At 61.4% G+C, this 15,449-nt stretch carries 27 protein-coding genes; all 27 read left to right on the top strand.

Translation table 11 applies throughout. The features are described from left to right. The first annotated feature begins 7 nt into the window (after positions 1–7). A complete protein-coding gene (gene rpsG / locus N4264_RS22030) occupies positions 8–475 on the top strand; it encodes a 30S ribosomal protein S7 (protein WP_261694364.1) in 468 nt (155 codons plus the stop codon). A 16-nt stretch (positions 476–491) separates the two neighbouring features. Next, the gene (gene fusA / locus N4264_RS22025; RefSeq protein ID WP_261694363.1) at positions 492–2,585 is read left to right on the top strand and encodes an elongation factor G; all 2,094 of its coding nucleotides are present in this window, start codon (positions 492–494) and stop codon (positions 2,583–2,585) included. Between the two features lie 39 nt (positions 2,586–2,624). After that, positions 2,625–3,815 (top strand): elongation factor Tu, encoded by a 1,191-nt coding sequence (gene tuf / locus N4264_RS22020; protein ID WP_261694362.1) that lies wholly within the window; start codon positions 2,625–2,627, stop codon positions 3,813–3,815. 245 nt (positions 3,816–4,060) lie between these two features. Further along, positions 4,061–4,372: a 30S ribosomal protein S10 gene (rpsJ, locus tag N4264_RS22015; RefSeq protein WP_255910649.1), complete on the top strand. Its 312-nt coding sequence runs from the start codon at positions 4,061–4,063 to the stop codon at positions 4,370–4,372. Positions 4,373–4,409: 37 nt separating this feature from the next. Continuing rightward, positions 4,410–5,051 (top strand): 50S ribosomal protein L3, encoded by a 642-nt coding sequence (rplC, locus tag N4264_RS22010; protein ID WP_261694361.1) that lies wholly within the window; start codon positions 4,410–4,412, stop codon positions 5,049–5,051. Positions 5,052–5,062: 11 nt separating this feature from the next. Further along, entirely contained in the window at positions 5,063–5,668 is a 606-nt protein-coding gene (gene rplD / locus N4264_RS22005) for a 50S ribosomal protein L4 (protein WP_261694360.1), read from the top strand. Next, the gene (gene rplW / locus N4264_RS22000; RefSeq protein WP_261694359.1) at positions 5,665–5,955 is read left to right on the top strand and encodes a 50S ribosomal protein L23; all 291 of its coding nucleotides are present in this window, start codon (positions 5,665–5,667) and stop codon (positions 5,953–5,955) included. The genes rplD and rplW overlap by 4 nt, the downstream gene beginning before the upstream one ends. Before the next feature lie 12 nt (positions 5,956–5,967). Beyond that, positions 5,968–6,795, top strand: coding sequence for a 50S ribosomal protein L2 (rplB, locus tag N4264_RS21995; RefSeq protein WP_261694358.1), 828 nt, complete (start codon positions 5,968–5,970; stop codon positions 6,793–6,795). A gap of 12 nt (positions 6,796–6,807) precedes the next feature. Then, positions 6,808–7,089 (top strand): 30S ribosomal protein S19, encoded by a 282-nt coding sequence (gene rpsS / locus N4264_RS21990; RefSeq protein WP_261694357.1) that lies wholly within the window; start codon positions 6,808–6,810, stop codon positions 7,087–7,089. A gap of 11 nt (positions 7,090–7,100) precedes the next feature. Continuing rightward, complete coding sequence (gene rplV / locus N4264_RS21985) at positions 7,101–7,436, top strand: 50S ribosomal protein L22 (protein ID WP_261694356.1); 336 nt, start codon at positions 7,101–7,103, stop codon at positions 7,434–7,436. 16 nt (positions 7,437–7,452) lie between these two features. Continuing rightward, complete coding sequence (rpsC, locus tag N4264_RS21980; protein ID WP_261694355.1) at positions 7,453–8,160, top strand: 30S ribosomal protein S3; 708 nt, start codon at positions 7,453–7,455, stop codon at positions 8,158–8,160. Positions 8,161–8,162: 2 nt separating this feature from the next. Continuing rightward, on the top strand, positions 8,163–8,576 hold the full coding sequence (rplP, locus tag N4264_RS21975; RefSeq protein ID WP_261694354.1) for a 50S ribosomal protein L16: 414 nt from the start codon (positions 8,163–8,165) through the stop codon (positions 8,574–8,576). Further along, positions 8,576–8,761: a 50S ribosomal protein L29 gene (gene rpmC / locus N4264_RS21970; protein ID WP_261694353.1), complete on the top strand. Its 186-nt coding sequence runs from the start codon at positions 8,576–8,578 to the stop codon at positions 8,759–8,761. The genes rplP and rpmC overlap by 1 nt, the downstream gene beginning before the upstream one ends. 12 nt (positions 8,762–8,773) lie before the next feature. After that, positions 8,774–9,037, top strand: coding sequence for a 30S ribosomal protein S17 (gene rpsQ, locus N4264_RS21965; protein ID WP_261694352.1), 264 nt, complete (start codon positions 8,774–8,776; stop codon positions 9,035–9,037). A 24-nt stretch (positions 9,038–9,061) separates the two neighbouring features. Beyond that, entirely contained in the window at positions 9,062–9,430 is a 369-nt protein-coding gene (gene rplN, locus N4264_RS21960; protein WP_255910633.1) for a 50S ribosomal protein L14, read from the top strand. A gap of 12 nt (positions 9,431–9,442) precedes the next feature. Continuing rightward, positions 9,443–9,757 carry a 50S ribosomal protein L24 gene (rplX, locus tag N4264_RS21955; RefSeq protein WP_261694351.1) on the top strand — a complete coding sequence of 105 codons (315 nt, stop codon included), beginning with the start codon at positions 9,443–9,445 and terminating at the stop codon, positions 9,755–9,757. 11 nt (positions 9,758–9,768) lie between these two features. Next, positions 9,769–10,308 carry a 50S ribosomal protein L5 gene (rplE, locus tag N4264_RS21950; RefSeq protein ID WP_261694350.1) on the top strand — a complete coding sequence of 180 codons (540 nt, stop codon included), beginning with the start codon at positions 9,769–9,771 and terminating at the stop codon, positions 10,306–10,308. An 18-nt stretch (positions 10,309–10,326) separates the two neighbouring features. Then, positions 10,327–10,632 carry a 30S ribosomal protein S14 gene (gene rpsN / locus N4264_RS21945; protein ID WP_261694349.1) on the top strand — a complete coding sequence of 102 codons (306 nt, stop codon included), beginning with the start codon at positions 10,327–10,329 and terminating at the stop codon, positions 10,630–10,632. Between the two features lie 42 nt (positions 10,633–10,674). Then, positions 10,675–11,070: a 30S ribosomal protein S8 gene (gene rpsH / locus N4264_RS21940; protein WP_261694348.1), complete on the top strand. Its 396-nt coding sequence runs from the start codon at positions 10,675–10,677 to the stop codon at positions 11,068–11,070. A gap of 11 nt (positions 11,071–11,081) precedes the next feature. After that, the gene (gene rplF, locus N4264_RS21935) at positions 11,082–11,609 is read left to right on the top strand and encodes a 50S ribosomal protein L6 (RefSeq protein ID WP_261694347.1); all 528 of its coding nucleotides are present in this window, start codon (positions 11,082–11,084) and stop codon (positions 11,607–11,609) included. 23 nt (positions 11,610–11,632) lie between these two features. Beyond that, on the top strand, positions 11,633–11,992 hold the full coding sequence (gene rplR / locus N4264_RS21930; protein ID WP_261694346.1) for a 50S ribosomal protein L18: 360 nt from the start codon (positions 11,633–11,635) through the stop codon (positions 11,990–11,992). Between the two features lie 76 nt (positions 11,993–12,068). Further along, positions 12,069–12,581 carry a 30S ribosomal protein S5 gene (gene rpsE, locus N4264_RS21925; RefSeq protein WP_261694345.1) on the top strand — a complete coding sequence of 171 codons (513 nt, stop codon included), beginning with the start codon at positions 12,069–12,071 and terminating at the stop codon, positions 12,579–12,581. Next, positions 12,571–12,768, top strand: coding sequence for a 50S ribosomal protein L30 (gene rpmD, locus N4264_RS21920; protein ID WP_261694344.1), 198 nt, complete (start codon positions 12,571–12,573; stop codon positions 12,766–12,768). Before rpsE ends, rpmD begins: the two co-directional genes overlap by 11 nt. A gap of 25 nt (positions 12,769–12,793) precedes the next feature. Beyond that, on the top strand, positions 12,794–13,228 hold the full coding sequence (gene rplO / locus N4264_RS21915; protein WP_261694343.1) for a 50S ribosomal protein L15: 435 nt from the start codon (positions 12,794–12,796) through the stop codon (positions 13,226–13,228). Positions 13,229–13,231: 3 nt separating this feature from the next. Continuing rightward, a complete protein-coding gene (secY, locus tag N4264_RS21910; RefSeq protein ID WP_261694342.1) occupies positions 13,232–14,542 on the top strand; it encodes a preprotein translocase subunit SecY in 1,311 nt (436 codons plus the stop codon). A 137-nt stretch (positions 14,543–14,679) separates the two neighbouring features. Beyond that, positions 14,680–15,036: a 30S ribosomal protein S13 gene (gene rpsM, locus N4264_RS21905; protein ID WP_261694341.1), complete on the top strand. Its 357-nt coding sequence runs from the start codon at positions 14,680–14,682 to the stop codon at positions 15,034–15,036. Between the two features lie 18 nt (positions 15,037–15,054). Next, entirely contained in the window at positions 15,055–15,447 is a 393-nt protein-coding gene (rpsK, locus tag N4264_RS21900) for a 30S ribosomal protein S11 (RefSeq protein ID WP_257385382.1), read from the top strand. The last annotated feature ends 2 nt before the right edge of the window (positions 15,448–15,449 follow it).

Below are 15,449 nucleotides of genomic sequence, written 5' to 3'. Positions count from 1 at the left end.
TTGAATCATGTCGCGTAAAGGTTCCGCCCCCACCCGCGTTCTTCTCTCCGATCCGAAGCACGGCAGCCAGCTGATTGCCCGCTTCATCAACATGGTGATGAAGAGCGGCAAGAAGTCCGTCGCCGAAGGCATCGTCTATGGCGCTCTCGACCATATCGGTCAGAAGAACGCCGATTCGCTGACCCTGGTCGAGAAGGCGCTGAACAACGTCGCCCCGGCGGTCGAAGTCAAGTCCCGCCGCGTCGGCGGTGCGACCTACCAGGTTCCGGTCGAAGTGCGCGCTACCCGCCGCACCGCCCTGGCCATGCGTTGGGTCATCGACGCCGCGCGCAAGCGCAGCGAAAACTCCATGCCGCGCAAGCTGGCGGCCGAACTGCTGGAAGCCGCTGAAAATCGTGGTTCGGCAGTCAAGAAGCGCGAAGAAACGCATCGTATGGCGGAAGCCAACAAGGCGTTCTCGCACTACCGCTGGTAAGAGCTGAGGAACGACCGTGGCCCGTACTACCCCCATCGAGCGTTATCGCAACTTCGGCATCATGGCTCACATCGATGCCGGCAAGACGACGACGACCGAACGCATCCTTTTTTATACCGGCGTCAACCACAAGATCGGCGAAGTGCACGAAGGTGCCGCGACGATGGACTGGATGGAGCAGGAACAGGAACGCGGCATCACCATCACGTCTGCCGCGACGACCTGCTTCTGGAAGGGCATGGACATGTCCTTCCCGGAACATCGCTTCAACATCATCGATACCCCGGGACACGTTGACTTCACCATCGAAGTCGAACGCAGTCTGCGCGTGCTCGATGGCGCCGTGTTCGTGCTGTGCGCGGTGGGTGGTGTGCAGCCGCAGTCCGAGACCGTGTGGCGTCAGGCCAACAAGTACGGCGTGCCGCGCTTGGCTTTCGTCAACAAGATGGACCGCACCGGTGCTGACTTCCACAAGGTCGTGGGCCAGCTGAAGGCTCGTCTGGGTGCGAACCCGGTTCCGATGCAGATGCCGATTGGCGCGGAAGAAAACTTCGAAGGCGTGGTCGACCTCATCAAGATGAAGGCGATCTACTGGGACGTCGAAGCCCAGGGCACGAAGTTCGAATACCGCGACATCCCGGCCAACCTCGTCGAGGCGTGCAACACGGCGCGCAGCTTCATGGTCGAGGCCGCTGCGGAAACCTCCGAAGAGCTGATGAACAAGTACCTCGAAGAGGGCGAGCTCTCGGAAGAGGAAATCATGAAGGGTATTCGCGCCGGCACCCTGGCGACCTCCCTGATTCCGGTGTTCTGTGGCACGGCATTCAAGAACAAGGGCGTGCAGGCGATGCTGGACGCGGTTATCCGCTACCTGCCGGCTCCGTCCGACCGTCCGCCGGTCAAGGGCATCGACGAAGACGAGAAGGAAGCTTCGCGCGAGGCGCTCGACACCGCGCCGTTCTCGGCGCTGGCGTTCAAGATCATGACCGACCCGTTCGTCGGCTCGCTGTCGTTCTTCCGTGTCTATTCGGGCACGCTGAATTCCGGCGACACCGTGTTCAATCCGGTCAAGAGCAAGAAAGAGCGCGTCGGCCGCATCCTGCAGATGCACGCCAACCAGCGTGACGAAATCAAGGAAGTCCGCGCGGGCGATATCGCTGCTGCGGTCGGCCTGAAGGATGTCACCACGGGTGACACCCTGTGCGCCCCGAGCGATGTCATCACGCTGGAACGCATGGTGTTCCCGGAGCCCGTCATCGCGATGGCCGTCGAGCCGAAGACGAAGTCGGACCAGGAGAAGATGGGCCTCGCGCTGTCGCGTCTGGCTCAGGAAGATCCCTCGCTGCGCGTGCGCACCGACGAGGAATCCGGCCAGACGATCATCGCCGGCATGGGTGAATTGCACCTGGAAATCATCGTTGACCGCATGAAGCGCGAGTTCAACGTGGAGGCCAATGTCGGCAAGCCGCAGGTGGCGTATCGCGAAACGATCCGCAAGGCGGTCAAGCAGGAAGGCAAGTTCGTGCGTCAGTCGGGCGGCAAGGGCCAGTACGGTCACGTCGTGCTCGAGATCGAGCCGCAGGAACGCGGCGCCGGCTATGTCTTCGAGAACGCCACCGTCGGTGGCTCGGTTCCGAAGGAATACGTGCCGGCAGTCGACAAGGGCATCAAGGAAGCGATGCAGAACGGCATCCTGGCGGGTTTCCCGGTCGTCGACGTGAAGGTCAAGCTGGTCGACGGTTCGTACCACGAAGTCGACTCCAACGAAATGGCGTTCAAGATCGCCGGCTCGATGGGCTTCAAGGAAGGTTTCAACAAGGCCAATCCGGTCCTGCTGGAACCGATCATGAAGGTCGAAGTCGTGACGCCGGAAGACTACATGGGTGACGTGATGGGCGACCTTTCCCGTCGTCGCGGCATCCTGCAGGGTTCCGATGACAGCCCGTCGGGCAAGGTCATCAACGCGCTGGTCCCGCTGGGTGAAATGTTTGGCTACGCCACCTCGATGCGCTCCATGTCGCAGGGTCGTGCCACCTTCACGATGGAATTCGATCACTATGCCGAGGCGCCGAACAATATCGCCGAGCAAGTGATGAAGAAGGCCGGCTAAGTCATCGTTCAGATATTCACAAGTTTGAGGTTTTAAGTCATGGCAAAAGGTAAATTCGAGCGCACCAAGCCGCACGTGAACGTCGGCACGATTGGTCACGTGGACCATGGCAAGACGACGCTGACGGCGGCGCTGACCAAGATTGGCGCAGAGCGTTTTGGCGGCGAGTTCAAGGCGTACGACCAGATCGACGCGGCGCCGGAAGAAAAGGCGCGCGGAATCACGATCTCGACGGCGCACGTGGAATACGAATCGCCGAACCGTCACTACGCGCACGTTGACTGCCCGGGCCATGCCGACTACGTGAAGAACATGATCACGGGTGCGGCGCAGATGGACGGTGCGATCCTGGTGTGCTCGGCGGCTGACGGTCCGATGCCGCAGACGCGTGAACACATCCTGCTGGCGCGCCAGGTCGGCGTGCCGTACATCGTGGTCTTCCTGAACAAGGCGGACATGGTGGACGACGCGGAACTGCTGGAACTGGTCGAGATGGAAGTTCGCGACCTGCTGAGCAAGTACGAATTCCCGGGTGACGACACCCCGATCATCAAGGGTTCGGCGCTCAAGGCGCTGGAAGGTGATCAGAGCGACATCGGCGTGCCGGCGATCATCAAGCTGGTGGAAGCGCTGGACAGCTACATTCCGGAGCCGGTGCGCGTGCTGGACAAGCCGTTCCTGATGCCGGTGGAAGACGTGTTCTCGATCTCGGGTCGCGGCACGGTGGTGACGGGTCGCGTCGAGCGCGGCGTCATCAAGGTCGGCGAAGAAATCGAAATCGTGGGTATCCGTCCGACGGTGAAGACGACGGTGACGGGCGTTGAAATGTTCCGCAAGCTGCTGGATCAGGGCCAGGCGGGCGACAACGTGGGTCTGCTGCTGCGCGGCACGAAGCGTGACGAAGTGGAGCGCGGCCAGGTGCTGTGCAAGCCGGGTTCGATCAACCCGCACACGAAGTTCGAAGCGGAAGTGTACGTGCTGTCGAAGGAAGAGGGTGGTCGTCATACCCCGTTCTTCAAGGGTTACCGCCCGCAGTTCTACTTCCGTACGACGGACGTGACGGGCAACGTCGAGCTGCCGGAAGGCGTCGAGATGGTGATGCCGGGCGACAACATCAAGATGGTTGTCACCCTGATCGCGCCGATCGCGATGGAAGAAGGTCTGCGCTTCGCGATCCGCGAAGGTGGCCGCACCGTCGGCGCCGGCGTCGTCGCCAAGATCTTCGCCTGATCTAAACTAGGCTTTCGGCCGCCCCCAATGTTGGGGCGGCCAAACTACAGCGAAAAGAGGCACAGGAAGTGCCTCGTGTTCGCCAGACACGGAGTCGTCGCGTATCGAACCCGCTTGACGGGAGCGCGTGCGCGTACTACACTTTCATGTCTGGGCGGACCAGTTCTCTGGTCTGCCCGATTTTTCTGGGGAACGGCACATGAAGTTGCCGTGTCCCGACGCTCTTTTACCGAGGAAGTACGGCCATGGCGGACCAAAAGATCCGTATTCGACTGAAGGCATTCGATCATCGCCTGATCGACCGCTCCGCGAGCGAAATCGTGGAGACCGCGAAGCGTACCGGCGCCCAGGTGCGCGGTCCGATCCCGCTGCCGACCAAGATCGAACGCTACACCGTTCTGGTGTCGCCGCACGTCGACAAGGACGCGCGTGACCAGTACGAGACGCGCACCCACAAGCGCGTGCTGGACATTGTCGACCCCAATGACAAGACCGTGGACGCCCTGATGAAGCTCGACCTCGCCGCCGGCGTGGACGTGCAGATCAAGCTCTACTGAGCCCCCGGCGTATCCAGGCACGCAACAGGACACGAACATGAGTATCGGATTGGTTGGCCGCAAGTGCGGCATGAGCCGAGTCTTCACCGAAGACGGACGCTCGATTCCGGTGACCCTGATCGAAGCGACGCCGAATCGCGTCACGCAGATCAAGACGGTCGAGAACGATGGTTACACCGCCGTGCAGGTGACTGCCGGCACGAAGCGCGCTTCCCTCGTGGTCAAGCCGCTCGCCGGCCATTACGCGAAGGCGAAGGTCGAAGCGGGCCGCGGCCTGTGGGAATTCCGCGTCGATGCGGCTGAAGTGGGTAACTTCAGCGTCGGTGGCGAAGTGAAGGCTGACGAGATCTTCAAGATCGGTCAGAAGGTTGACGTGCAAGGCGTCAGCAAGGGCAAGGGCTTCCAGGGCACGATCAAGCGCCACCATTTCACGATGGGCGACGCTACCCACGGTAACTCGCTGTCGCATCGTGCGCCGGGTTCTATCGGTCAGCGCCAGACGCCGGGTCGTGTGTTCCCCGGCAAGAAGATGGCCGGCCACATGGGCAACGTGACCCGTTCGGCGATGAACCTCGAAGTCGTGCAGATCGACACCGAGCGTCATCTGATCGCGATCAAGGGCGCTGTTCCGGGTGCTACCGGCGGCGACGTCGTGATCCGCGCGGCGGCCAAGGCCTGAGGAGCGACGACATGGAACTGAATGTTATTGGCGCCAAGCCGCTGAATGTTTCCGACGCCGTTTTTGGCAAGGAATTCCGCGAAGATCTGGTGCACCAGGTTGTCACCGCCTACCGCAACGCCGGTCGTGCGGGTACCAAGGCCCAGCTGTCCCGTTCGGAAGTCTCGGGTACGACCAAGAAGTTCAAGAAGCAGAAGGGTGGCGGCGCCCGTCACGGTGACTACCGCGCCCCGATCTTCGTCGGTGGTGGCGTCGCGTTTGCCGCGAAGCCCCGCGATTTCTCGCAGAAGGTCAACAAGAAGATGTTCCGCGGCGCGCTGGCTTCGATTCTCTCGGAGCTGATCCGCCAGGACCGTCTCAAGGTGTTCGCCGATTTCGACGTCGACGCCCCGAAGACCAAGAGCCTTATCGCCAAGCTTGGCGAACACAAGTTTGACGGCAAGACGATCATCGTCAGCGAAACCGTCAGCGAAAACCTGTACCTCGCCGCCCGCAACAACCACAAGGTGCTCGAGGTCGTCGATACCAACGCGCTGAACCCGGTCGCCCTGGTGCGCGCCGATCACGTCGTCGTGACTGTCGATGCGATCAAGAAGATTGAGGAGTGGCTGGCATGAACGAGCGTCTCCTGAATGTGTTGCGCGCTCCGCGCATCTCCGAGAAGACGGCGCGTCTGGCCGAATCGAACCAGTACGTCTTCGAAGTTGCGTCCACCGCAACCAAGGCTGACGTGAAGGCCGCGATCGAGCAGCTCTTCAGCGTCAAAGTCGAGGCGGTCAATGTGGTCAATGCCAAGGGCAAGACCAAGACCTTCCGTTTCCGTTCGGGCCGTCGTTCTGACCAGCGCAAGGCGTATGTTCGCCTGGCCGAAGGTCAGAGCATCGACGTGATGGCCAAGGCCTAAGGTGGGATACCCATGGCACTGATTGACTACAAGCCGACATCTGCTGGCCGCCGCGCAATGGTTCGCGTGGTGACCCCTGGCCTGCACAAGGGCGCACCTTACGCCGCCCTGACCGAGGCGCAGAACAAGACCGGCGGCCGTAATAACAACGGTCGCATCACCACCCGTCACAAGGGCGGCGGTCACAAGCAGCATTACCGCATCATCGATTTCAAGCGTGACAAGGAAGGCATCCCCGCCCGTGTCGAACGTCTGGAATACGATCCTAACCGCACGGCGCATATCGCCCTGCTGTGCTACGCCGACGGCGAGCGCCGCTACATCATCGCCCCGAAGGGCGTGAAGGAAGGCGACCAGCTGATGGCCGGCCGTGACGCCCCCATCAAGGTGGGCAACGCGCTGCCGCTGCGCAACATCCCGGTCGGTTCGACGGTTCACTGCATCGAGATGAAGCCGGGCAAGGGTGCGCAGATTGCGCGTGCCGCCGGTGGTTCGGCGCAGCTGGTCGCTCGCGAAGGTGGCTATGCCACGCTGCGCCTGCGCTCCGGCGAAATGCGCAAGGTTCCCGCTGACTGCACCGCCACGCTCGGCGAAGTTGGCAACTCGGAACACAACCTGGAAAACATCGGCAAGGCGGGCGCTCAGCGCTGGCGCGGTGTTCGTCCGACGGTTCGCGGCGCTGCCATGAACCCGGTCGACCATCCGCACGGCGGTGGTGAGGCCCGTGCCGGCCAGGGTAACCCGCATCCGGTCAGCCCGTGGGGCATGCCGACCAAGGGTTACAAGACTCGTAAGAATAAGCGCACCACGCAGTTCATCGTGCGCGACCGTCGCGGCTGATAGGTACTTATCATGGCTCGTTCACTCAAGAAAGGACCGTTCATCGACCTGCACCTCCAAAAGAAGGTGGAGGCCGCTGTCGCCGCCAACAACAAGCGCCCGATCAAGACTTGGTCGCGCCGTTCGATGATTCTTCCGGAAATGGTCGGTCTCACGATCGCCGTTCACAACGGTAAGGCTCATATCCCGGTGCTGGTCAACGAAAACATGGTCGGCCACAAGCTCGGCGAGTTCGCCGTGACCCGTACGTTCAAGGGTCACGCTGGCGACAAGAAAGCCGACGCGAAGAAGTAAGGGGCACTGCGATGGAAACCAAAGCAATCCTGCGCAGCGCGCGCATCTCTCCGCAGAAGGTTCGCCTGGTCGCTGACCAGGTCCGTGGCCTGGCTGTGGATCGCGCCACCAACCTGCTGACGTTCAGCGACAAGAAGGCCGCACACCTGGTCAAGAAGGTGCTGCTGTCGGCTATCGCCAACGCCGAAAACAACGACGGTGCCGACGTCGACGAACTGAAGGTCGCCAAGATCTTCGTCGACGAGGGCCCGACTCTCAAGCGTTTCGCTGCCCGCGCCAAGGGCCGTGGTACGCGCATCATCAAGCGGACCAGCCACATCACCGTGGTTGTCGGTACCGGCCGTTAAGCGAAGGACAGGAACGATGGGTCACAAAGTTCATCCTACCGGTATCCGCCTTGGCATCGCCAAGGAGTGGAACTCCAAGTGGTATGCCAACAAGCGCGAATTCGCTGACTATCTGGCTGCCGATCTCAAGGTGCGTCAGCTTCTGAAGAAGAAGCTCGCCCAGGCCGGCATCAGCAAGATCTCGATCGAGCGTCCTGCGAAGACTGCCCGTGTCACGATCCACACCGCCCGTCCGGGCGTGGTGATCGGCAAGAAGGGCGAGGACATCGAGAAGCTGCGCAAGGAAGTCTCGCAGGTGATGGGCGTTCCCGCCCACATCAACGTGACGGAAGTGCGTAAGCCGGAACTCGATGCCCAGCTGGTCGCTGAATCGATCGCCCAGCAGCTGGAGCGCCGCATCATGTTCCGTCGCGCGATGAAGCGCGCGGTGCAGAACGCGATGCGCATCGGTGCGCTCGGCATCAAGGTCAACGTCGCTGGCCGCTTGAACGGCGCTGAAATCGCGCGTTCGGAGTGGTATCGCGAAGGCCGCGTGCCGCTGCACACCCTGCGTGCGGACATCGACTATGGCTTCGCTGAAGCCACCACCACCTACGGCATCATCGGTATCAAGGTGTGGGTGTACAAGGGCGAAATCTTTGATCTGGCCCAGGCGGCTGAAGCTGCCAAGAACGAGGCCAGCGAAGAGCGTCCGCAGCGCCGCGCGCCGAAGCAAGGAGCCTAATCATGTTGCAACCCAAGCGAACCAAGTACCGAAAGGTATTCAAGGGCCGCAATGAAGGTCTCTCCTTCGTCGCTACGAAGGTCAGCTTCGGCGAGTACGGCCTCAAGGCCACCGAGTTCGGTGCGCTGACTTCCCGCCAGATCGAAGCCGCCCGTCGCTGCATCACCCGTTTCGTGAAGCGCGGCGGCAAGCTCTGGATCCGCGTGTTCCCCGACAAGCCGATCACCAAGAAGCCGATCGAAGTGCGTATGGGTAGCGGTAAGGGTAACGTCGAATTCTGGGTGGCCCCGATTCAGCCGGGCCGCATGCTTTATGAGATCGAAGGCGTCGACGAAGCCAGTGCCCGCGAAGCCTTCCGTCTGGCGGCCGCGAAACTGTCGGTCAAGACTCAATTCGTGACCCGTACGGTGCTGTGATGGAACTGAAAGAACTTCGTACCAAGTCCGCGCAGGACCTGACCGCCCATCTCGGCGAGCTCCACAACGAGCAGTTCAAGCTGCGCATGCAAAAGGGCTCCGGCCAGCTGACCCAGACGCACCAGATTCGTCGCGTCAAGCGCGAAATCGCGCAGGTCAAGATGCTGCTCGGCGAGAAGAAGTAAGGACCGACGGCCATGACCAATACAGAGAAGACTGTCCGCACCATCCAAGGGCGTGTAGTCAGCAACAAGATGAACAAGACGGTGACCGTGCTGGTTGAGCGGCAGGTGCAGCACGAGCTGTACGGCAAGATCATCCGCCGTTCCACCAAATATCACGCCCACGACGAGAAGAGCGAGTGCCAGGAAGGCGACGTCGTGCGTATCCAAGAGTGCGCGCCGCTGTCGAAGACCAAGAATTTCCGCGTGGTCGAGATCGTGACGCGCGCGGCGCAGTAAGACAGGTCTGAGGAGAGTAAAACCATGATTCAGATGCAGACCTATCTCGCCGCTGCCGACAACTCGGGCGCTCGCGAACTGATGTGCATCAAGGTGCTCGGCGGCTCCAAGCGCCGTTACGCCGCGATTGGCGACATCATCAAGGTCACGGTGAAGGACGCGATTCCGCGTGGCAAGGTCAAGAAGGGCGAGGTCTATGACGCCGTGGTCGTGCGCACCAAGAAGGGTGTGCGTCGTGCCGACGGTTCGTTGATCCGCTTCGATGGCAACGCCGCCGTGCTGCTCAACAACAAGCTCGAGCCGATCGGCACGCGCATCTTTGGACCGGTCACCCGCGAACTGCGCGGTGAGAAGTTCATGAAGATCGTGTCGCTGGCGCCCGAAGTGCTGTAACGGGGTATCGTCATGAACCGTATCCGCAAGGGTGATCAGGTCACCGTGATCACCGGCAAGAACAAAGGCCAGAAGGGTGAAGTGCTGCGCGTCGCGGGCGACCGCGTGTTCGTGCAGAACATGAACCTGGTCAAGCGCCACACCAAGCCGAACCCCCAGGCCAACCAGCCGGGTGGCATCATCGAGCGTGAGGCGTCCATTCACATCTCCAACGTGCAGTTGGTCAATCCCGCTTCCGGCAAGGGCGAGCGCATCGGCTTCAAGGTCCTCCAGGACGGCCGCAAGGTGCGCGTGTTCCGCAAGTCGGGCGAAGTGATTGACATCTGAGGACCGTCGCAATGACTCGCTTTGAAAAACACTATAAAGAAGTTGTCGTGCCGAAGCTGATGCAGCGTTTCGGTTACGCCAATGTTATGCAGGTGCCGCGCCTGACCAAGATCACCCTCAACATGGGTGTTGGCGAAGCCGTCGGCAACAAGAAGGTGCTGGAAAACGCGCTGGAAGACATGGCGAAGATCGCCGGTCAGAAGCCGGTCTCCACCAAGGCCCGCGTCTCGGTCGCCACCTTCAAGATTCGCGAGGGCTGGCCGATTGGCTGCAAGGTGACCCTGCGCCGCCATCACATGTACGAATTCCTTGACCGCCTGGTCAGCATTGCGCTGCCGCGCGTGCGTGACTTCCGTGGTGTGTCCGGTCGTGCGTTCGACGGCCGCGGCAACTACAACATGGGCGTCAAGGAGCAGATCATCTTCCCGGAAATCGATTTCGACCAGGTCGATGCGATCCGCGGTATGGACATCTCCATCGCGACCACCGCCCGGTCCGACGAAGAAGCCCGCGCCCTGCTGGAAGGTTTCGCCTTCCCGTTCCGCAATTGATTCGCGAGGAATTCTGAAATGGCTAAGACCTGCATGGTGAATCGCGAAGTCAAGCGCGAGAAGCTGGCCAAGAAGCACAGCGCCAAGCGCGATGACCTGAAGAAGATCATCAGCAGCCCGACGGCTTCGTACGAAGAAAAGATGGAAGCATCCGCCAAGCTGCAGAAGCTTCCGCGTGACTCTTCGCCGTCGCGCCAGCGTAATCGTTGTGAACTGACCGGCCGCTCGCGTGGCGTCTACCGGAAGTTCGGCCTCGGTCGCAACAAACTGCGTGAAGCCACGATGCGTGGCGACGTACCGGGCCTTCGCAAGGCCAGCTGGTAAGAAACCAGCGGATATCGGTGCTAACTCCTAGGATTTATTGATATGAGCATGACTGATCCCATCGCCGACATGTTCACCCGCATTCGCAATGCCCAACTCACGGGCAAAGCGACGGTGCGCATGCCGTCCTCCAAAATCAAGCAGGCGCTCGCCAAGCTGCTGAAGGACGAAGGCTACATCCGCGATGCCCAGACCAACACGGTCGAAGGCAAGGCGGAACTCGAAATTGCACTCAAGTACTACGAAGGCAAGCCGGTCATCGAACGCCTGGAGCGCGTCTCGCGCTCGGGTCTGCGCGTGTACCGCGGCAAGGATGAACTTCCCAAGGTCCTCGGCGGCCTGGGTATCTCCATCGTCTCGACCTCGAGCGGCATCATGACCGACGCGCAGGCTCGCGCGAAGGGTCTGGGCGGCGAAGTCATCGGCCTGGTCGCCTAAGGAGATAACCAATGTCTCGCGTAGCAAAAATGCCAATCGCCCTTCCGAAGGGCGTCGAATGCCAGGTGGCCGCCGATGGCGTCACCGTCAAGGGCCCGAAGGGCACGTTGAAGTCCGTCGCGTTTCCCGGCGTCAATGTCGCCGTGGAAGGTGGTGAGCTCAAGTGCAGCGCTGCTGATGCGGCCAACACCAAGCTTGCCGGTACTGCGCGCGCCGTGATCAGCAACATGGTCAAGGGTGTCAGCGAAGGCTATCAGCGCAAGCTGGAACTGGTCGGCGTCGGTTATCGCGCCGCCATGCAGGGCAAGGACCTCAGCCTGACCCTCGGCTTCTCGCATCCGGTCGTGTTCAAGGCGCCGGAAGGTGTCACGCTGGAAACCCCCAGCCAGACCGAAATCCTGATCAAGGGCGCTGACAAGCAGGTCGTCGGCCAGGCTGCCGCCAAGATCCGTGGTTTCCGTCCGCCGGAACCCTACAAGGGCAAGGGCGTGCGTTACTCGGGCGAGAAGATCACCTTGAAGGAAGCCAAGAAGGCCTAATCTAGGCGCTTCAGCTTCGGAGAATGACGATGGACAAGAACGTTTCCCGCCTGCGCCGTGCCAAATCCACGCGCGCGCACATCCGCAAGCTCGCGGTTGCGCGTCTCACCGTGCACCGTACCGGCCAGCACATCTACGCCCAGGTCATCGCGCCGTCGGGCGACAAGGTGATTGCTGCGGCTTCCACCCTGCAGGAATCGGTAGCTGCCGGTCTGAAGGGCACGAAGAACAAGGCCGCTGCAGCCGCTGTCGGCAAGGCGATTGCCGAGCGTGCGAAGGCTGCCGGTATCGAAGCGGTTGCTTTTGACCGTTCCGGCTTCAAGTATCACGGCCGCATTCAGGCGCTCGCCGAGGCGGCGCGTGAGGCTGGCCTGAAGTTCTAATCAGTAAGCCAAACAACTCCAAGCGGCAATCAGCCGTAAGTAAAGTGCCCCGCACCGCGGGGCCCCAAGGTGCGAAATGTCCACTAACGAACGTGAAAATAGCGATGGCATGCTGGAGAAGCTGATCGCCGTGAACCGCGTGGCCAAGACGGTCAAGGGCGGTCGGCAGATGAGCTTCACCGCGTTGACTGTCGTCGGTGACGGCGATGGCAAGGTCGGCTTCGGTTATGGCAAGGCGCGCGAAGTGCCGGTTGCCATCCAGAAGGCCATGGAGCGCGCCCGTCGCAACATGACGTCGGTCAAGCTCAACGAAGGCACGCTGTGGCATGCCGTGAAGGCCAACCACGGCGCTGCCCGCGTCTTCATGCAGCCCGCCTCGGCTGGTACCGGCGTCATCGCCGGCGGCGCGATGCGCGCGGTGCTGGAAGTTGTCGGCGTGAAGAACGTGCTGGCGAAGGCCGTTGGTTCGCGCAACCCGATCAACCTGGTCCGCGCGACGATCAAGGGCCTGGTGGCGATGGCCTCGCCGGACCGCATTGCGGCCAAGCGTGGCAAGACCGTCGAAGAGGTGACTGGTCATGGCGAATAACACCACGAAGACCGTGCGCGTGCGCCTGGTCAAGGGACTGCGCGGCGTGCAGGCCCGTCATCGTCTCAGCGTCAAGGCGCTGGGCCTGAACAAGCTCAACGACGTGCGCGAGCTGAAAGACAGCCCGCAAGTGCGTGGACTGATCAACACGGTCTACTATCTCGTAGCCGTTGAAGATCAGGCCTGAGCCCACAAGGAATTCGGAGTACATCATGCGTCTCAATACGCTCAAGCCCGCTGACGGCGCCCGCAAGGATCGCGTTCGCGTCGGTCGCGGTATTGGTTCCGGTCTCGGCAAGACAGCCGGCCGTGGCCACAAGGGTCAGTACGCCCGTACTGGTAAGGGCAAGGTCAAGGCGGGCTTCGAAGGCGGCCAGATGCCGCTGCAGCGCCGTCTGCCGAAGGTCGGCTTCCGTTCCAAGAAAGCGCACGAAGTCAGCGAAGTGCTACTGTACAAGCTTGACGCTGTACAGGGCGATGTCATTGATTTCGCCGCGCTCCAGGCGGCCGGTCTGATCGAAGCCCGCGCTGAACGCGCCAAGATCGTGAAGAAGGGTGAGATCACGCGCGCGGTCAAGCTGAAGGGACTGGCGGTCACCGCCGGTGCCAAGGCCGCGATCGAGGCAGCTGGCGGCAGCGTGGAGTAATGCATGGCGGCTAACCAGGCCAATATGCTCGCCTCGCTCGGGAAGTTGACCGAGCTCAAGCAGCGCATCTTGTTTGTCGTAGGTGCGTTGATCGTTTATCGATTGGGCTCGTTCATTCCCGTGCCGGGCGTGAATCCCGAGCAGATGGCGCAGCTGATGAAGAATCAGGGCGGCATCATTGACATGTTCAACATGTTCTCGGGTGGTGCCCTTAGTCGCTTCTCGATCTTCGCGCTCAATGTCGTGCCGTACATCTCGGCATCGATCATCGTCCAGCTGTTTGCCACCGTTGTGCCGAGCCTCCAGGCCCTGCGCAAGGAAGGTGAGTCCGGTCGCCGGACTCTGACCAAGTACACTCGCATTGGCGCGGTGGTGCTTGCGGCGGTGCAGGCGTTCAGCGTCTCGATGGCCCTGTCCTCGCAGGCTGGCGTGGTCTACAACCCGGGTGCAGGGTTCATCTTTTGCTCCGTGGTCGGTTTGACTGCAGGCACGATGTTTCTGATGTGGCTCGGTGAGCAGATCACCGAGCGCGGCATTGGCAACGGCATTTCGCTCCTGATTTTCGCGGGTATTGTCGCGGGCTTGCCAGGGGCGGTGGTGCAGACGCTGAACATGGCGGTGGAAGGCCAGCTCAATCCGCTGATGGTGGTCACCATCGTCGCTATCGTGCTCTTCGTGACTGCTTTCGTGGTCTTTGTCGAGCGTGGCCAGCGTCGAATCACGGTGAACTACGCTCGTCGGATGGGCGGCGCCAAGGCCTACATGAACCAGAGTTCGCACCTGCCGTTGAAGCTCAACATGGCGGGCGTCATTCCGGCCATCTTCGCTTCGTCGCTGATCATGTTCCCGGCCACGGCCGCGACGTGGTTCAGCCAGTCCAACGACATGCGTTGGCTGCAGATTCTGACGACGGCGCTGACTCCGGGTGAGCCGGTGTACATGATTGTCTTCGCCGCGTTGATCATCATCTTCGCCTTCTTCTACACGGCGCTGGTGTTCAACTCGCAGGAAACGGCGGACAATCTGAAGAAGTCCGGCGCGCTGATTCCGGGTATCCGCCCGGGCAAGGCCACCGCAGACTACATCGATGACGTCCTGACCAAGCTGACCGGTGCCGGCGCGATCTATCTGGTCGCTGTCTGCCTGATTCCGGATATCCTGCGCAACGCCTGGAGTGTTCCCTTCTATTTCGGCGGAACCTCCCTGTTGATCGTGGTGGTCGTGGTGATGGATTTCACGGCCCAGGTCCAGGCCCACCTGGTATCGCACCAGTACGGCAGCTTGTTGAAGAAATCGAATCTGCGCGGCCGTTGAGCCGCGCAACCCCGGGCCGGATGGCCCGGGTTTGGGGTTACCTCCGGAGGTTCTCCGGGGCGGGATTTGGTATTTCCCGCAAACCAAGGTACAATTTTCAGTTCACTGCGCTTTAAGCCCGTTTCGGAGAGATTTACATGGCGCGCATTGCAGGTGTCAACCTGCCGGTCCACAAGCATGTGTGGGTCGGTTTGCAGAGCATTTATGGCATCGGCCGCTCGCGGTCGAAGAAGGTCTGCGAGGTCGCAGGCGTCAATCCGGCCAACAAAATCAAGGATCTCACCGAGGCGGAAGTTGAAAAGCTGCGCCATGAGATCGCCAAGTTCACCGTCGAAGGCGACCTGCGCCGCGAAGTCGGCATGAGCATCAAGCGCCTGATCGACCTCGGCTGCTATCGCGGCCTGCGTCATCGTCGCGGTCTGCCGGTGCGCGGCCAGCGTACCCGCACCAATGCACGTACCCGCAAGGGCCCGCGTCGCGCGATCAAGAAGTAATGGATCTGGACAGAAACCATGAATAAGCCGGCAGCTGCCAAGACCAAGAAGAAAGTCAAGCGCGTCGTTACCGACGGTATCGTTCACGTGCAGGCTTCCTTCAATAACACCGTCATCACGATTACCGACCGTCAAGGTAATGCCCTGTCCTGGGCCACCTCCGGCGGCGCCGGATTCCGCGGTTCGCGCAAGTCGACCCCGTTCGCTGCCCAGGTGGCGGCGGAGAAGGCCGGCCGTGCGGCGCTGGACTACGGTCTGAAGACCCTCGAAGTCCGCATCAAGGGCCCGGGCCCGGGCCGCGAGTCGGCCGTCCGCTCGCTCAACGCCCTTGGTTACAAGGTCACCAATATCATTGACGTCACGCCGATTCCGCATAACGGCTGCCGTCCGCCCAAGCGTCGCCGCGTGTAAGG

It is taken from the genome of Tahibacter amnicola (assembly GCF_025398735.1).
In the GTDB taxonomy this organism is placed as follows: Bacteria; Pseudomonadota; Gammaproteobacteria; order Xanthomonadales; family Rhodanobacteraceae; genus Tahibacter; species Tahibacter amnicola.
The sequence above is the reverse complement of the archived record's forward strand: the minus strand, read 5'-3'. Positions and strand labels throughout refer to the sequence as shown.

Bases quoted from the DNA above. Each gene is read 5' to 3' on its own strand.
- rpsN (WP_261694349.1), top strand. From the start codon at position 10,327: ATGGCTAAGACCTGCATGGTGAATCGCGAAGTCAAGCGCGAGAAGCTG.
- rplC (WP_261694361.1), top strand. From the start codon at position 4,410: ATGAGTATCGGATTGGTTGGCCGCAAGTGCGGCATGAGCCGAGTCTTC.
- tuf (WP_261694362.1), top strand. From the start codon at position 2,625: ATGGCAAAAGGTAAATTCGAGCGCACCAAGCCGCACGTGAACGTCGGC.
- rplX (WP_261694351.1), top strand. From the start codon at position 9,443: ATGAACCGTATCCGCAAGGGTGATCAGGTCACCGTGATCACCGGCAAG.
- rpsS (WP_261694357.1), top strand. From the start codon at position 6,808: ATGGCTCGTTCACTCAAGAAAGGACCGTTCATCGACCTGCACCTCCAA.
- rplF (WP_261694347.1), top strand. From the start codon at position 11,082: ATGTCTCGCGTAGCAAAAATGCCAATCGCCCTTCCGAAGGGCGTCGAA.
- rplV (WP_261694356.1), top strand. From the start codon at position 7,101: ATGGAAACCAAAGCAATCCTGCGCAGCGCGCGCATCTCTCCGCAGAAG.
- rpsJ (WP_255910649.1), top strand. From the start codon at position 4,061: ATGGCGGACCAAAAGATCCGTATTCGACTGAAGGCATTCGATCATCGC.
- rplR (WP_261694346.1), top strand. From the start codon at position 11,633: ATGACGATGGACAAGAACGTTTCCCGCCTGCGCCGTGCCAAATCCACG.
- rpsC (WP_261694355.1), top strand. From the start codon at position 7,453: ATGGGTCACAAAGTTCATCCTACCGGTATCCGCCTTGGCATCGCCAAG.
- rpmD (WP_261694344.1), top strand. From the start codon at position 12,571: ATGGCGAATAACACCACGAAGACCGTGCGCGTGCGCCTGGTCAAGGGA.
- rplD (WP_261694360.1), top strand. From the start codon at position 5,063: ATGGAACTGAATGTTATTGGCGCCAAGCCGCTGAATGTTTCCGACGCC.
- rplN (WP_255910633.1), top strand. From the start codon at position 9,062: ATGATTCAGATGCAGACCTATCTCGCCGCTGCCGACAACTCGGGCGCT.
- rpsG (WP_261694364.1), top strand. From the start codon at position 8: ATGTCGCGTAAAGGTTCCGCCCCCACCCGCGTTCTTCTCTCCGATCCG.
- rpsK (WP_257385382.1), top strand. From the start codon at position 15,055: ATGAATAAGCCGGCAGCTGCCAAGACCAAGAAGAAAGTCAAGCGCGTC.
- rplP (WP_261694354.1), top strand. From the start codon at position 8,163: ATGTTGCAACCCAAGCGAACCAAGTACCGAAAGGTATTCAAGGGCCGC.
- rplE (WP_261694350.1), top strand. From the start codon at position 9,769: ATGACTCGCTTTGAAAAACACTATAAAGAAGTTGTCGTGCCGAAGCTG.
- rpsM (WP_261694341.1), top strand. From the start codon at position 14,680: ATGGCGCGCATTGCAGGTGTCAACCTGCCGGTCCACAAGCATGTGTGG.
- rpsQ (WP_261694352.1), top strand. From the start codon at position 8,774: ATGACCAATACAGAGAAGACTGTCCGCACCATCCAAGGGCGTGTAGTC.
- rpsE (WP_261694345.1), top strand. From the start codon at position 12,069: ATGTCCACTAACGAACGTGAAAATAGCGATGGCATGCTGGAGAAGCTG.
- rpmC (WP_261694353.1), top strand. From the start codon at position 8,576: ATGGAACTGAAAGAACTTCGTACCAAGTCCGCGCAGGACCTGACCGCC.
- rplB (WP_261694358.1), top strand. From the start codon at position 5,968: ATGGCACTGATTGACTACAAGCCGACATCTGCTGGCCGCCGCGCAATG.
- rplW (WP_261694359.1), top strand. From the start codon at position 5,665: ATGAACGAGCGTCTCCTGAATGTGTTGCGCGCTCCGCGCATCTCCGAG.
- rpsH (WP_261694348.1), top strand. From the start codon at position 10,675: ATGAGCATGACTGATCCCATCGCCGACATGTTCACCCGCATTCGCAAT.
- secY (WP_261694342.1), top strand. From the start codon at position 13,232: ATGGCGGCTAACCAGGCCAATATGCTCGCCTCGCTCGGGAAGTTGACC.
- rplO (WP_261694343.1), top strand. From the start codon at position 12,794: ATGCGTCTCAATACGCTCAAGCCCGCTGACGGCGCCCGCAAGGATCGC.